The organism is Ruegeria sp. ABD4_443, assembly GCF_056160865.1.
The window spans coordinates 351,138-365,214 of the sequence record NZ_JBSWYA010000004.1; the positions used below are offsets into that span (position 1 = coordinate 351,138).

The window sequence follows — 14,077 nt, forward strand, 5'->3', positions numbered from 1 at the left end:
TCAGGGTACCTCTGCCAGGACGGGCGGGGCAGGGGGCCAGCCCCCTCTTGAGCCTTTGGCTCAATTCACCCCCGGGATATTTTCGGCCAGATGAAGAGCGGATCATTTGCCTACCTTCCAGGCGAGGTCTTTCGGGCCTGTACCGACGGGGGAATTTATCGGGGCAAATTCGGGTTGGCTTTCCGCGTCTTTTGGGGGGGCGGCTTTTTCGATTTTGACCTTGAGGTCGAACCATGCAGCCTGGCCGGTGATCGGGTCTGAGTTTGCCCATCTCATCCCATCGCCCTTGGGGGGCAGGAGTTCGTGGATCAGATGGTTGAGCAGGAAACCCTTGGTGGCCTCGGGGGCGTCTTCTTGCAGGGCCCATGCGCCTTTGCGTTTGCCGATGGCGTTCCAGGTCCAGACGGTGTTGTCGTTCAGCGCGGCCATCTCGATCACGGGGACGGTTATTTCGCCATGGGGTGAGGTGACCTTGGCCCAATCGCCGTCTTGCAGCCCGTGTTCGCGCATCAGCTTGGTGGGCACGTAGAGAGGGTTGCGCCCGTGCAGCTGCCGCAGCCAGGCGTTCTGGGTGCCCCAGCTGTGATACATCGCCATCGGGCGCTGGGTCAGGGCGTTGACGGTAAAGCCCTCGTTGCCCTGCTGGTCGGTCTCGTACCATATCGGCAGCGGGTCCATCGTGTCCGTGATGCGCTGGCGCAGGTGTTCTGGAGGCTGGCGGTCTCCGTGTCCTTGGGCGGCCAGTTGGAATTTGCGCATTGGTTCCGCGTAGAGTTGGAACAGATAGGGTTGCGGGCTGTCATATATCCCCATGCCGACGGCCCAGTCCTGATAGGCGGTGTTCCAGGGTTTGTAGAAATCCGCGCCCTGGGGGATATGGGCCACGTAGAAACCGCCGTTTTCGATATAGCGGTTCAACTGGTCCGGGTTGACCTCTCCGCGGCCTTCTTTGGAGCCGTCCTCGCCCCGGAATCCGGCCAGGGGGCCAATGCCCGGCTTGCGCTGGTGGTTGACGATATAGTCGGCGTAATCCTTCCACTTGGGCGTGCCGTCTTCGTTGGTGAAGCCCGGCAGGCTCATACGGTTGGCGAGTTGGATCAGCACCGACTGAAACCCGCGCACGTCGCGGTCAGGTTCCACCACGGGCCAGCGGATCGCGTCGGCGGCGGCGTCGGCCTCGCAGATCGGGCGGTCCAGCAGCGAGATACAGTCGTGGCGTTCCAGATAGGTGGTGTCGGGCAGGATCAGGTCGGCATAGGCGACCATTTCCGAGGAGTAGGCATCGGAATAGATGATCCGCGGGATGACATATTTGCCGTCTTCGTTGCGAGCCGACAGCATCTCCATCACGCCCTTGGTGTTCATGGACGAGTTCCACGACATGTTGGCCATGTACATGAACAGCGTGTCGATCTTGTAGGGATCGCCCGCGGCCGCGTTTGAGATGACCATATGCATCAGCCCATGGGCCGACATCGGGTTTTCCCAGGTGAACGCCTTGTCGATGCGCTGGGCGGTGCCGTCTTCGTTCAACAACAGATCCTCTGGGCCGCGCGGGAAGCCCAGATGCGGGCCTTCCAGCGGGCGGCCCGGCCGGCGGTCGCCATGGGGCGTGGGATGGGCCTCGACCGGTTTGGGGTAGGGCGGTTTAAAGCGGAAACCGCCGGGGACCTCGACCGTGCCCAGCAGGATTTGCAGCACATGCAGGGCGCGGCAGGTCTGGAACCCGTTGGCATGGGCCGAGATGCCGCGCATGGCGTGGAAGCTGACCGGGCGGCCTGTCATTTTGGTGTGGGTTTCACCCCGGAAGTCGGTCCATTCCTGGTCCAGCTCGATGGCCTCGTCAAAGGCCACGCGGGCAATCTCGGCTGCGATGGCGCGGATGCGTTTGGCTGGGATGCCGCAGCGATCGGCCACGGCTTCGGGGGCGTGATCGTCGCTTAGGTATTTCTCGGCCATCAGGTGAAAAACCGGGCGGTGAGTTACGCCATCTTTTTCGTAAGCGGCCGACAAATCGGGGCGGATGCCCGGCGTGTCAAAGGCGGCAGGCGCGCCCGTCACCCGGTCGATCACCAGCGGTTTGCCGTCTGCGTCGCGCAGGAACAGGCCCTTTTCCGGCCCTTCGGCGGCGTTCACCAGAACCGGTGCGTTGGTATAGCGGGCAAGGTAGTCGAGGTCGATCTTGCCCGCCTTCATCAGCACATGGATCAGCGACAGGATGAACAGCCCATCGGTGCCGGGCGTGATCCCGACCCAGTCATCGGCCACCGCGTTATAGCCCGAACGGATCGGGTTTACCCCGATCACCCGCGCGCCGCGCGCCTTGAGTTTGCCGATACCCATCTTGATGGGGTTGCTGTCGTGATCTTCGGCGACACCGAACAGCATGAACAGCTTGGTGCGGTCCCAGTCGGGCTGGCCGAACTCCCAAAACGCGCCGCCCATCGTATAGATGCCGCCTGCCGCCATGTTGACCGAGCAGAACCCGCCATGGGCCGCATAGTTCGGCGTGCCGAAATTCTGTGCCCAGAAGCTGGTGAAGCTTTGGCTTTGGTCGCGTCCGGTGAAAAAGGCCAGTTTGTGCGGGGCTGTCTCGTGCAGCTCGTTCAACCAGCCGACGGCGGTGCTGATGGCCTCATCCCATTCGATCTCGCGGAATTCGCCGGACCCGCGCGGCCCAACCCGGCGCAGGGGTTTGCGCAGGCGCGAGGGCGCGTTGACCTGCATGATCCCCGCGGACCCTTTTGCGCACAAGACGCCCTTGTTCACCGGGTGATCGCGGTTGCCTTCGATATAGGCGACCTGACCGTCCTTCATGTGCACGTTGATGCCACAGCGACAGGCGCACATGTAACAGGTGGTGCGGCGGATCTCGTCCGACACTTTGGGCGACGTGTCTACGTCGGGTTGCTGGATTGTCATCTGGCCTCCCTTGGTATTTCGTTTGTCAGGTCAGTATACCGATCCCTGCAAGGATGAACCCTGCGATGAAAATGGTCTCGGCCACGATCAGCGCTATTGCCGCCCCTCCTACGGACAATACCTGCCTGAGGTTTGTTTTCATCCCGACAGCGGCGATTGCCGTCAGCAACAGCCAGCGCGAACATTGGCCGAGGAATTCGCTAACCGCCTGTGGAATCAACCCAAATGAATTGAGCCCGGCCAGGATCAGAAAAGCAATGACAAAACCCGGCAGGACCGGCGGGCGTTTCCCGCCGGATGGCAATTGGGCAAAGCTTCGGATCAGGATGGACGAAATCAGGACAACTGGTGCAAGCATTGCGACGCGCATCAGCTTGACCAGCGTTGCGGTTTCGCCGGTTGCATCCGAAATCGAGAAACCGGCCCCGACGACCTGGGCCACGTCGTGGATCGTGCCGCCCAGGAAAACCCCGGCCTGGATTGAATCCAGTGCCAGAGCGTTCACGACGATCGGGTAGGCGATCATTGCGATCGTCGACAATACGGTCACCCCCAGAACGGTGAAGATCAGGCGCTCTTCGGAGCGTTCGTCGCGGGGCAGGATTGCGCTGATGGCCATGGCTGCGGAGGCGCCGCAAATCGCGACCGAGCCTGCCGTCAGCAGGGCAAAGCGCCACTTGTGTCCGAACATCGGGGCGACCAGCAGCCCGAAGGCAATTGTGGCCACAAGCCCGGCGATCACCAGGGCGATCAGGCCGGGGCCAAGGCCCAGCATCAGCATCATCGACACCCGCACCCCCAACAGGGCAACGCCGACCCGCAGCAATGTCCTGGCCGAAAAGGCGATACCGGGAACGGTTTTTCCCTCTTCCCCCAGAAAGCTGACGGCGATGCCCAGCAGCAGCGCCAAAAGCATGGCCGGTGTCGCGTAATGCTCGGCCAGAAACTGTGCTGTCATCGCAACGATAACCGATACGGCGATGCCGGGGAAAAGATCACGGGTGATGGCCTTTGCCCGGTCGTAATCCAGGGCAAGCGGGGTCAGTTTTGCAAACATGGACCACCCGATATTGCGGTTGTCTGACCGTCCGTCATTGGCGCGCGCGCGTCCGGTCTTTGGGGCAAAGCTGACATCACGATCATACTACGTCACCCGCCGCTGCGGGCGGGCGCATCAAGCAGCCGCATTGTGTCACGCGCGATGCAACCCTCTTCGTCGGCGGGTATGACATGCAGCGGCAATGGCCCCAGAAAGGCAAGATGCTGCATGATCTGGTCGCGGACGGGGGCCGCGTTTTCGCCGATCCCGCCGGTAAAGGCGATGGCATCCACGCCGCCCATGGCAACGATGGCACTGCCCGCATGGCGGGCTGCCCAGTAACAGAAATGGTCGACGGCAAACCGGGCCGCGTCATCCGGGCGGGCAAGAAGCTGCGCCATGTCATTGGTGCCGGCCAGGCCGGTCAGGCCGCTGTCCTTGTTCAACAGGCGGTCTGTTGCCTCAAGCCCATGTTCCCGGGCCATGCGAAGGACGGCCATGCCGTCGATCTCGCCGCTGCGGGTTCCCATCGTCAGCCCGGCCAGAGGGGAATAACCCATGCTGGTTGCCACGCTCTGACCATCGCGGATGGCGCACAGGCTGGCCCCGTTGCCCAGATGCAGCGCCAGCAGACGTGACGGCAGCGTATCGCCGAAATGTTCGACCATCGAGGCATAGCTTATTCCGTGAAACCCATAGCGCCGAATGCCCTTGTCGCGTTCCTGAACCGGCAGGGCATAGGTTGTTGCCAGGTCGGGATTGGTGGCATGAAAGGCCGTGTCGAAGGACGCGAATTGCGGCAGGTCCGGCAGACGATCCGACAGGATGGCGATGCCGGTCAGGTTATGCGGGTTGTGCAGCGGGGCCAGGGGGATGCAGGCCTGGATCTGGTTCAGAACGTCCTGCGTCAATCGGCACGGGGCGGTCAGTTCGGCCCCGCCATGAACAACCCGGTGACCCGCCGCCGAAAGGTCCGACAGGGCGTGGCCGCGGGCCTCGATCCCGGCCAGCAGGCAATCCAGGGCGGCGTCGTGATCGGCCGCCATGATCTGTTCGTCGACCGATCCCAGCTTTAACCGCGCCGCGCCGCCAATGCCGCTGACCGACCCCGACAGGACCGGATCGAGCTGCATTGAGAACAGCTCGATCTTGATCGATGACGATCCGGCATTCACGACAAGGATCACGCGTGGCCCTTTCTGATTGCCAGAGGTCTCACCCTTTGCCGGGGCGCGGTGGAACCGGCCACCTTGGATCAGACCTGCGACCGGTTCATGTCGTCGGCAGAAACACCGGCGACGGCCACAGGTTTCTTCATTGCGTCCCTGCGGAAGGGCTCACCCAGTTCCTGGTTGATCATCGCTTCGATCAATGTGGTTGTGCCGTTCTTCTGGTCTTCGATCGCCTGGGCCAGCGCCGCGGTCAGCTCGTCCTGGGTTCTGGCGATTACGCCCTTCAGGCCACAGGCCTTCGCAATGCCGGCATAGGAAACCTTGGTGTCCAGTTCCGTCCCCACGAAGTTGTCGTCGAACCATAGCGTCGAATTGCGCTTTTCCGCACCCCACTGATAGTTGCGGAACACGATCTGGGTCACGGCAGGCCATTCCTCGCGGCCGATGGCTGTCAGCTCGTTCACCGCGATGCCAAAGGCCCCGTCACCGGCAAAGCCCACGACCGGCACGTCCGGGCAGCCGATCTTGGCGCCCACGATGGCGGGCAGGCCATAACCGCAGGGGCCGAACAGGCCAGGGGCCAGGTATTTGCGGCCCTCGTCGAAGGACGGATAGGCGTTGCCGATGGCGCAGTTGTTGCCGATATCGGAACTGATGATCGCCTCTTTCGGCAGTGCCGCCTGAATGGCGCGCCACGCCATGCGGGGGCTCATCCAGTCGGGCTTGGCGGCACGGGCGCGTTCGTTCCAGCTGGTGCCGGGGTCGTCATCCTCGTGGTCCATGCTGGACAATTGCTGCGCCCAGGCGGATTTCTTTTGTGCGATCTTCGCCTTGCGCGCATCCCGGCCAGCGTCACCTGCGGTGTCGGACAGCTGTGCCAGAATACCGCTGGCCACCTTGGCGGCGTCACCCACGATGCCGACGCTGACCTTTTTGGTCAGGCCGATGCGGTCGGGGTTGATATCGACCTGGATGATTTTCGCATCCGCGGGCCAGTATTCCATGCCATAGCCCGGAAGGGTCGAGAACGGGTTCAGGCGGGTGCCGAGGCACAGCACCACGTCGGCCTCGCTGATCAGCTCCATCCCAGCCTTTGAGCCGTTATAGCCCAGCGGACCGGCAAACAGAGGGTGACTGCCGGGGAAGGCATCATTGTGCTGATAGCCGACGCAGACCGGCGCATCCAGACGCTCGGCCAGCGCTTTCGAGGCGTCGATGCCGCCTTCGGACAGAACCACACCCGCGCCGTTCAGAATGACGGGGTTCTGGGCCCCCGACAGCAGCTCGGCGGCCTGTGCCACAGCGCTTTCGCCGCCCGAGGGGCGCTCGAACTCGACAATCGCGGGCAGGTCAACGTCGATCACCTGGGTCCACATATCGCGGGGGATGTTCAATTGTGCAGGCGCGCTGGCGCGTTTGGCCTGCATGATCACGCGGTTCAGAACCTCGCAGACACGGGTCGGGTCGCGGACCTCTTCCTGATAGGCGACCATGTCTTCGAACAGCTTCATCTGTTCGACTTCCTGAAATCCGCCCTGGCCGATGGTCTTGTTCGCCGCCTGCGGTGTCACCAGCAACAGCGGGGTGTGGTTCCAATAGGCGGTTTTGACGGCGGTCACGAAATTGGTGATGCCGGGGCCGTTCTGCGCGATCATCATCGACATCTTGCCGGTGGCGCGGGTATAGCCATCCGCCATCATCCCGGCGCTGCCTTCATGCGCACAGTCCCAGAACATGATCCCGGCCTTGGGGAACAGGTCCGAGATCGGCATCATGGCCGAGCCAATGATCCCGAATGCATGTTCGATCCCGTGCATCTGCAAAACCTTAACAAAGGCTTCCTCGGTGGTCATTTTCATTTCGGTGCTCTCCAAGATCATGTGGATTTTGCCGGGCAAGCCGCCCTGGCCTTGACTCGGTTTTGACCCAAGGGTGCCCGTGGCGTTAGGGCCAGTCGTTAAGGCGAAATATGTCCAGAACGGGGCTCAGCTGGCGCGTATCGCCTCTGCGATCAGTTTGATCCCCGGCCGGATGTGCTCGGACGAGATCGAGGAATAGCCCAGACGGAAATAGTTTCGCGGCCTGTCCGGGCCGGAAAAAAAGGACTCGCCGGGCTCGATATGCACGCTTTGGTTCTGCAACGCGCGCGCCAGAACCTGCGTGTCGACATGGTCTGGTGCCTTCATCCAGATGGACGACCCGCCAAAGGCCCCGTGCCCGGCAACGCTCAGCCCGTGTTCGGCCACGGCGTCTTCGATGGTCTTGCGGCGTTGTTGCAGCGCCTTAGACATGCGCCGGATTTGTGCGTCGTAATGGCCAAGGGACAGGAAATAGGCAGCCGTGCGCTGGATGTGCCCCGGTGGATGGCGCAGGACCAGCGACCGCAGGGCGCGCGCTTCGCGAATGAACCGCTCGGAACCGACCATGTAGCCAAGGCGCAGCCCCGGAAACAGCGATTTCGAAAAGCTGCCGACATAGATCACGCGGCCGTCCCGATCCAATGACTTGAGCGCAGGCGACGGCGCCCCCAGGAACGCCATTTCGAATTCATAGTCGTCTTCGACGATCATCGCGTTCAGGTCACGGGCCTTGTCCAGCAAGGCGTTGCGGCGTTCGACCGGCATCGTGGCAGTGGTCGGGCATTGGTGGCTGGGGGTGGTGAAAATGACATCTGTTCCGGCGGGGATCGCCTCGGGCGGCAAGCCGTCCCTGTCGACCCGCAACGGGGTTGTCTGGCATTCCGACCGGGCCAGCAATTCGCGCAAAACGTAGTAACACGGGTCTTCGATGGCGGCCCGGCGATCCTTGTTCAACAGGATACGCGAGGCCAGCCAAAGCGCATTTTGCGCGCCCAGCGTAATCAGGATTTCCTCGGGCCGGGCCGCGATGCCGCGCCGGGGCAGGGTGTGGCGGGCAATGAACTCGACCAGAAGCGGGTCGTCGAGGTCTTCGTAATCTCCGGTCAGCGAATCAAAGTCCTTGTGCCCAAGGGCCCGGACCGCGCAAAGCCGCCAATTCGTGTGGTCAAACAGTTTTCTGTCGGCTTGCCCATAGATGAAGGGATAGCGGTAGTCGCGCCAGTCTTTCGGTTTGGACAGCAGATCGTTGTCCGCGAATTCCCGCGCAAGCGCTTTGGACCAGTCGACCGAATCCTCGCCCCGCTGAACCGGCGTGTATTTTGGCGGAACCGGCGCGTTTTGCGACACGTAATACCCCGACCGACCCTTGGCGGTCAGATAGTCGTTGGCCAGCAATTCGGTATAGGCAAGCGTGACCGTGATGCGGCTGACGCGCAGATGCGCCGCCAGTTTGCGTGACGAGGGCAGCTTTTCCCCGACATGGTAGCGGCCGGACAAAATGCCTTCGGCAATCATCTGCTGAATTTGGGCCTGCAGCGTTCCCTGCCCGTCCGACTTCAGAAAAAAAGTGTCAACTGATATCCCCATGCCGCTTTATAGGGTGGACTTATGGCGGGGGCAATCTGGACTTAACTCGCTGCGCGGTCGTTTCCGCGGCAAGAACGATTGACAGGGGGCGGCAATATACCTATTAAACTAGAAAACTGGTTTAATAGAGGTGTGACCATGTGGGAAGAAGCTGCGGCAGGGTTTTCTGCGATGGGGTCCGAGGCGCGTCTGCAGGTGCTCAAGACCCTTGTGCGTGCGGGTGAGGCCGGGCTGACGGTTGGTGAAATCAAGGACCGTACAGGTATGGCACCGTCGACCCTGGCTCATCACCTGCGGTTTTTGTCCGCAGGCGGCGTTGTCGAGCAAGAAAAGGCCGGGCGCAACACGATCAACCGGGCGCGCTTTGACGAGTTGAGGAAACTGGCACAGTTCATCCTCAGCGAATGTTGTGCCGATGCGGTTGGAAAGGTGGCAAACGATGGCTGAACTTTCGCAAAACCCGAAACCCCTTGCACGGGGGGCAATCGACCTGATCAAGACGCCCTGGGCGCTGATCGTGGCGCTTTTGGTTGCGGTTGCCGCTTTTGACCCCGGCAACTGGGTCGCGGTCGTCACCTTCGCGGTCAAGGCGTTGGCGCATACGGGCCAGTATATCCTGTTTGCCGTTTTGCTTTTGTCATACCTCAAGGCCACAGGGGCCGAGGTGATGGTGGCCCGCGCCTTTGAAGGCCGTGAAACGCGGATGATCCTGCTGGCGGCGCTGTTTGGCGGGCTTGCCCCGTTCTGCTCGTGCGAGGTCATTCCGTTCATTGCGGGCCTGCTTGCGCTGGGCGCGCCCCTGTCCGCGGTAATGGCATTCTGGCTGAGTTCGCCGCTGATTGATCCGCCGACGCTGTTGATCACCGCCGGGGCCCTTGGCTGGCCGTTTGCCATCGGCAAGGCCGTGGCCGCTGTTGCGCTGGGGCTTTTCGGAGGGTTTGCTGTGCGCCTGCTGATGCGGCGCGGTGCCTTTGCCCAGCCCTTGCGCGAGTACAAGCCCGCCGGGTGCTGCGGCTGCGGCCCCAAACAGGATGACACGCCGCATTGGAAATTCTGGCAGGTACCCGAACGGCGCGCTCGCTTTCGGTCCGAGTTTCTTCACAACGGCCTGTTCCTGCTCAAGTGGCTCGCATTGGCCTATGTGCTTGAGGCGCTGCTGGTGAACTATGTTCCTGCCGACCTGATCGCGCGGGCGGTGGGTGGCCAGGGTGTGGCGCCCATCGTCATCGCGGCGCTGGTCGGAATGCCCGCCTACCTGAACTCTTACGTCGCGCCGCCACTGCTGGCGGGGTTGATGGAACAGGGCATGAGCGCGGGGGCCGCAATGTCATTCATGGTGGCCGGGGCCGTCAGTTCCATCCCGGCGATGGCGGCCGTGTGGTCACTGGTCCGGCCACGGGTTTTCGCGACCTATCTGGGGCTGGGCGTCAGCGGCGCCATCGTGGCCGGTATCCTGTTCCAGATGTTGTAAATCACGCCGTCGCCCGGACTGGTTTCCGGGCGTCGGCACCCAAGGCCGCGCGGTGTCAGCTGTTTTCGCAATATCGCGGCAGCTTGAACCGATAACGGGCTTCGCCGCTTTCGACATATACGCGTTTCTCGACACATGCGCTTGTGGTGACGGATTGCGCAATGGGGGCCTCGGTCGAGGTGATCGACGTGGCCGTTCCATCCGGCAACCGGACCGAGGCGATAATGCCGTTCTTGGTATCGCCGTTGATCGGCGTCGCCGAAAGCACATCCACCGTCATGAACGCCTCGTGTTCATGTTTGCCATCATCGTTGAGCAACAGCAAAGCGGCAACGATACAGATCAGGGCCAGTCCGCCCGCCAGGGCCAGGCCCTTGGTCCTGACAAAGGCATAGACGGAAACGGCCCCGTGGGGGCCCAGGATCGCGGACAGAATGTTCAGCATGTCTTACCTGCAAAAAAAGCGACCCCGGCCATGTCGGGCCGGGGTCGAAACCGGATCAGGTGCGGGGATCTTCATCCGCGTCGTCGCCGTCACCCTTGGGAAGGTTGAAGAAGCTGTCGGCATCGACCACGTCTTCTTCTTTCTCGTCGTCAGGTTCATTGGACAGCGAGAACGTTTCCAGCCCCTCGATCGCCGATGGAATCTTGGGTGCATTGTCCATTTCAAGCGACTGCTCGGTCGAAACCAGCTTGCGGCGCTCGTCATCGCTCATGACGCCACCCTCGGCGGCTTTCTTGGCCGCGGCTTTCTGCACGATCGCGTCCAGCTCGGATTGTTTGCACAGGCCCAGGGCAACCGGGTCGATCGGCTGCATGTTGGCGATGTTCCAATGGGTGCGCTCGCGGATCGACTGGATCGTCGGCTTGGTGGTGCCGACCAGCTTGGCGATTTGACCATCGCTGAGTTCGGGGTGGAACTTGACCAGCCACAGGATCGAGTTCGGACGGTCCTGCCGTTTCGACAGCGGTGTATAACGCGGACCGCGGCGCTTTTCTTCGCCCGCCGCAGCAGCATTGAACTTGAGTTTCAGCTTGTGAAGCGGGCTGTCCTGCGCCGCGTCAATCTCTTCCTGGGTCAGCTGGTTGTTGGCAATCGGGTCGAACCCTTTGACGCCAGCGGCCACATCGCCATCCGCGATGCCCTGCACCTCAAGCTCGTGCATACCTACGAAATCCGCGATCTGCTTGAAGCTGATCGTGGTGTTGTCCACCAGCCATACGGCTGTTGCCTTGGCCATAAGCGGTTTTGCCATCAGCCCGTCTCCTTTAAATACATCTGTCCCGTCGCCGGAATTCGGCGGCCCCTTGGTCTTGGGGCAGGTTTCCGTTGTCGGGGAACTTGGGGCCTATATAGTCGCGGCAAGGCAAGAAGGGAAGAGGCGAATGCGCCAAGGGATTCTGGGGTTGGTTTTGGGGGCTTTATGCGCATTGACCGCGCAGGCCGAGGGCGAAAAGGCGGGCGCGTTCGACTATTACGTCCTGTCGCTCAGCTGGTCGCCCAACTGGTGCGCCCGCGAAGGCGATGCGCGCGGGTCGGACCAATGCGACGCGCGGCATGACCACGGTTGGATTCTGCATGGCCTTTGGCCGCAAAACCATCAGGGCTGGCCGTCCTACTGCCGCACGCCCCATGCGCAGCCCTCGCGCAGCATGACCCGCGCAATGGAAGACATCCAGGGCAGCGCGGGCCTTGCCTGGCACCAGTGGAAGAAACACGGCACCTGCTCGGGCCTTAGCGCTGCGGATTATTTCGCCTTGTCCCGGCAGGCCTATGCCGGTGTGGCGCGACCCGAGGCCTTTCGCAAGTTGGACAGGGCGGTCAAACTGCCCGCGTCGGTGGTGGAGCAGGCTTTCATGCAAGCCAATCCCGGGCTTGAGGCGGACATGATCACGATCACCTGCAGGCAGGGCTATATCGAAGAGGTCCGGCTGTGCCTGTCGCGCGAGCTTGATCCCGTCCCCTGCGGCCGCGACGTGATCCGTGACTGCGCCGCCAAAGACGCCGTGTTTGATCCGATTCGTTAAAGCTTTTTGTTCTGGCAGTCGCGCGCATATTCCAGCGCTTTGGCGGTGCCCTTCAGATCAATCGCCATAACAGTCTGCCCTTCGGGGTTGTAGACGGTCATGGTCTTGTTTTGCGCGATCGAAGTGACAAAGCTTCGGTCGGTGAAAAACACAGTCGCGCCGGGAATACGGTCCTGCTTGAACCCGATGGCGGTGGCATCAAAGTTTTTGCCGTCCAGCTCGAACCGGATCGGATAGCTTTGCCCCGGTTTGATGTCGCCCCAGGCCTTGTTGTAGACGGTGAAATAACCGCGATTGTCCAGCGCATCATAGCCGATGCGCACCAACGAGAGGTCCTGATACACCGTCTGGATCAAGCACCCGTTCCCAAGCGCGGGGTCCATCATGATGTTCCAGCCTTCGACAAAGCCTTTGTCTATGAGGTCTTGGGCGAGGGCGACCGTGGCGGTGAAGGCGGCGAAGGTCAGGGCGAGAAGGCGGGTCATCTGGGAAACCTATGCTCAATGCAGGAATTAGTATCTGATCGTTCCACCATGAATAGAACTGGTCTATTTCTAATGCTAGGCAATATTTCCTGTATCTGCTTGCGCTTGTTTTCGAATCTCGAGCCTTTGGTCTTCTTCCGCCCATACATATGCCATTGATAATATGGATGCTGTTAGAGCGCTGCTGAAGACGCCAAAGAAAGTAATACCGACATTATAGGCGGTGTTAGCAGCAGTGATTGCCGAAAAACTCTTGGGGAACGGTGGAAAGTCTACAAAGCTACCTAGCTGTACCAATGCGGTCATCAGGACGACTGAATAAAGCGCAGGTCCAACGAATAATCTCCAGAAAATAAACCAAAAGGTTTTACGACTACGCTTTAATGCGGCCTTGAAACCTGTCGATGCCCCAATCGTGGCCGATGGCAACATGGTCCCGACCGCAGACAGAAGAATGCCTAGGAAGATGAATGAGAGTACAATTGCGTACCCAATCTTTGCATTTCCAACCAAAGCTTCAGCTGGAAATGTCGCCTCAATTAACGGCAACAAAAGAAAAAGAGAGGCTATTGCAGCCAGTAAAGGGAAAGCAAATGCAAACCAGAAATGTCGGTTTGGAGCTTGCCCTTTCGCTTGTATTCCAAGCATTTTGACAGTTCGGCCCGTCAGTAGGTTCAGATGGAAGAAATACACCAGAAATCCATACAATATGACTTCTGAGACAATAGTCCTTGACCAGCGTTCTTGACCCCAGATGTCGAGTAAAAATAGTAATACTGACGCTAATAGTATGATAGGCCAGAGAACTCGAAATAGATGAAAGGAAAGTATGTACAATCGGAGCACCTGCTCTGTAAGAAATTGAAACTTCGTTCTTTTGGCAGGCTGAACTGCGGAATGCAACCGGCGGGAAACTGGTTCAAATCTCCTTCCGCGCGCGCAGGGCCGCGGTGATCGTTCCATCGTCCAGATAATCCAGCTCGCCTCCAATTGGCACACCTTGCGCCAGCGAGGTTAGGCGCACCTGACCCTCCAATTGATCGGCGATGTAATGGGCTGTGGTTTGGCCATCGACGGTGGCATTCAGCGCCAAGATGATCTCGGTGATACCCTCGGCCACAACCCGATCTTTCAATCTGGGAATGCGCAATTCATCCGGGCCGATGCCGTCCAGCGCCGAGAGCGTGCCGCCCAGTACGTGGTAGCGGCCTTTGAAAACAGCGGCGCGTTCCATGGCCCACAGGTCGGCCACGTCTTCGACAACGCACAGCTCTCCGGTTGCGCGGTCCTCGGAGGTGCAGATGTCACAGATGTCCGTGGTGCCCACATTGCCGCAATTCAGGCACTCGCGCGCCGTGGCGGCCACCTGCTGCATCGCGTCCGACAGGGGCGTCAGCAGCAGGGCGCGTTTGCGGATCAGGTGCAGAACGGCGCGACGGGCCGAGCGGGGGCCGAGGCCCGGCAGCTTGGCCATCAGGTCGATCAGATTGTCGATGTCGCTGTTCGAGCTCACG

The 14,077-nt window shown here is 60.9% G+C and carries 13 protein-coding genes; 3 read left to right on the forward strand and 10 right to left on the reverse strand.

Going from position 1 to position 14,077, the window contains the following annotated elements:
- Positions 1 to 102: 102 nt before the first annotated feature.
- The 5 genes from ACXAG8_RS10740 to pdxR form a co-directional block, all read right to left on the reverse strand.
- Entirely contained in the window at positions 103 to 2,922 is a 2,820-nt protein-coding gene (locus ACXAG8_RS10740) for a molybdopterin oxidoreductase family protein (protein WP_475224001.1), read from the reverse strand.
- 25 nt (positions 2,923 to 2,947) lie between these two features.
- Positions 2,948 to 3,979 (reverse strand): YeiH family protein, encoded by a 1,032-nt coding sequence (locus ACXAG8_RS10745; RefSeq protein ID WP_475224006.1) that lies wholly within the window; start codon positions 3,977 to 3,979, stop codon positions 2,948 to 2,950.
- A 92-nt stretch (positions 3,980 to 4,071) separates the two neighbouring features.
- Positions 4,072 to 5,148: an acetate/propionate family kinase gene (locus ACXAG8_RS10750; protein ID WP_475224010.1), complete on the reverse strand. Its 1,077-nt coding sequence runs from the start codon at positions 5,146 to 5,148 to the stop codon at positions 4,072 to 4,074.
- 68 nt (positions 5,149 to 5,216) lie between these two features.
- Positions 5,217 to 6,992: a sulfoacetaldehyde acetyltransferase gene (gene xsc, locus ACXAG8_RS10755; protein WP_475224162.1), complete on the reverse strand. Its 1,776-nt coding sequence runs from the start codon at positions 6,990 to 6,992 to the stop codon at positions 5,217 to 5,219.
- A 126-nt stretch (positions 6,993 to 7,118) separates the two neighbouring features.
- Complete coding sequence (gene pdxR, locus ACXAG8_RS10760) at positions 7,119 to 8,579, reverse strand: MocR-like pyridoxine biosynthesis transcription factor PdxR (RefSeq protein ID WP_475224012.1); 1,461 nt, start codon at positions 8,577 to 8,579, stop codon at positions 7,119 to 7,121.
- A 138-nt stretch (positions 8,580 to 8,717) separates the two neighbouring features.
- On the opposite strand from pdxR, the gene ACXAG8_RS10765 reads away from it, so the two are divergent.
- Together ACXAG8_RS10765 and ACXAG8_RS10770 are read left to right on the forward strand one after the other, a co-directional pair.
- Positions 8,718 to 9,026 (forward strand): ArsR/SmtB family transcription factor, encoded by a 309-nt coding sequence (locus ACXAG8_RS10765; RefSeq protein ID WP_475224014.1) that lies wholly within the window; start codon positions 8,718 to 8,720, stop codon positions 9,024 to 9,026.
- Positions 9,019 to 10,050 (forward strand): permease, encoded by a 1,032-nt coding sequence (locus tag ACXAG8_RS10770; RefSeq protein WP_475224016.1) that lies wholly within the window; start codon positions 9,019 to 9,021, stop codon positions 10,048 to 10,050. Before ACXAG8_RS10765 ends, ACXAG8_RS10770 begins: the two co-directional genes overlap by 8 nt.
- A gap of 55 nt (positions 10,051 to 10,105) precedes the next feature.
- On the opposite strand, the gene ACXAG8_RS10775 is transcribed toward ACXAG8_RS10770, so the two are convergent.
- Complete coding sequence (locus ACXAG8_RS10775; protein ID WP_475224018.1) at positions 10,106 to 10,495, reverse strand: hypothetical protein; 390 nt, start codon at positions 10,493 to 10,495, stop codon at positions 10,106 to 10,108.
- Positions 10,496 to 10,550: 55 nt separating this feature from the next.
- Positions 10,551 to 11,306: a DUF1013 domain-containing protein gene (locus ACXAG8_RS10780; RefSeq protein ID WP_475224020.1), complete on the reverse strand. Its 756-nt coding sequence runs from the start codon at positions 11,304 to 11,306 to the stop codon at positions 10,551 to 10,553.
- A gap of 130 nt (positions 11,307 to 11,436) precedes the next feature.
- Between ACXAG8_RS10780 and ACXAG8_RS10785 the strand changes: the two genes are divergently transcribed.
- Entirely contained in the window at positions 11,437 to 12,078 is a 642-nt protein-coding gene (locus ACXAG8_RS10785) for a ribonuclease T2 family protein (RefSeq protein ID WP_475224022.1), read from the forward strand.
- Here ACXAG8_RS10785 and ACXAG8_RS10790 read toward each other — a convergent pair.
- The 3 genes from ACXAG8_RS10790 to recR form a co-directional block, all read right to left on the reverse strand.
- A complete protein-coding gene (locus ACXAG8_RS10790) occupies positions 12,075 to 12,563 on the reverse strand; it encodes a hypothetical protein (RefSeq protein ID WP_475224024.1) in 489 nt (162 codons plus the stop codon). The two genes, ACXAG8_RS10785 and ACXAG8_RS10790, sit on opposite strands and share 4 nt — an antisense overlap.
- A gap of 75 nt (positions 12,564 to 12,638) precedes the next feature.
- Complete coding sequence (locus ACXAG8_RS10795) at positions 12,639 to 13,271, reverse strand: hypothetical protein (RefSeq protein WP_475224026.1); 633 nt, start codon at positions 13,269 to 13,271, stop codon at positions 12,639 to 12,641.
- A 211-nt stretch (positions 13,272 to 13,482) separates the two neighbouring features.
- Entirely contained in the window at positions 13,483 to 14,076 is a 594-nt protein-coding gene (recR, locus tag ACXAG8_RS10800; protein WP_475224028.1) for a recombination mediator RecR, read from the reverse strand.
- Position 14,077 lies beyond the last annotated feature (1 nt).

Excerpts from the sequence above, each read along its gene's own strand:
- ACXAG8_RS10740 (WP_475224001.1), bottom strand. The coding sequence starts at position 2,922 with ATGACAATCCAGCAACCCGACGTAGACACGTCGCCCAAAGTGTCGGAC.
- ACXAG8_RS10745 (WP_475224006.1), bottom strand. The coding sequence starts at position 3,979 with ATGTTTGCAAAACTGACCCCGCTTGCCCTGGATTACGACCGGGCAAAG.
- xsc (WP_475224162.1), bottom strand. The coding sequence starts at position 6,992 with ATGAAAATGACCACCGAGGAAGCCTTTGTTAAGGTTTTGCAGATGCAC.
- pdxR (WP_475224012.1), bottom strand. The coding sequence starts at position 8,579 with ATGGGGATATCAGTTGACACTTTTTTTCTGAAGTCGGACGGGCAGGGA.
- ACXAG8_RS10765 (WP_475224014.1), top strand. The coding sequence starts at position 8,718 with ATGTGGGAAGAAGCTGCGGCAGGGTTTTCTGCGATGGGGTCCGAGGCG.
- ACXAG8_RS10770 (WP_475224016.1), top strand. The coding sequence starts at position 9,019 with ATGGCTGAACTTTCGCAAAACCCGAAACCCCTTGCACGGGGGGCAATC.
- ACXAG8_RS10775 (WP_475224018.1), bottom strand. The coding sequence starts at position 10,495 with ATGCTGAACATTCTGTCCGCGATCCTGGGCCCCCACGGGGCCGTTTCC.
- ACXAG8_RS10780 (WP_475224020.1), bottom strand. The coding sequence starts at position 11,306 with ATGGCAAAACCGCTTATGGCCAAGGCAACAGCCGTATGGCTGGTGGAC.
- ACXAG8_RS10785 (WP_475224022.1), top strand. The coding sequence starts at position 11,437 with ATGCGCCAAGGGATTCTGGGGTTGGTTTTGGGGGCTTTATGCGCATTG.
- ACXAG8_RS10790 (WP_475224024.1), bottom strand. The coding sequence starts at position 12,563 with ATGACCCGCCTTCTCGCCCTGACCTTCGCCGCCTTCACCGCCACGGTC.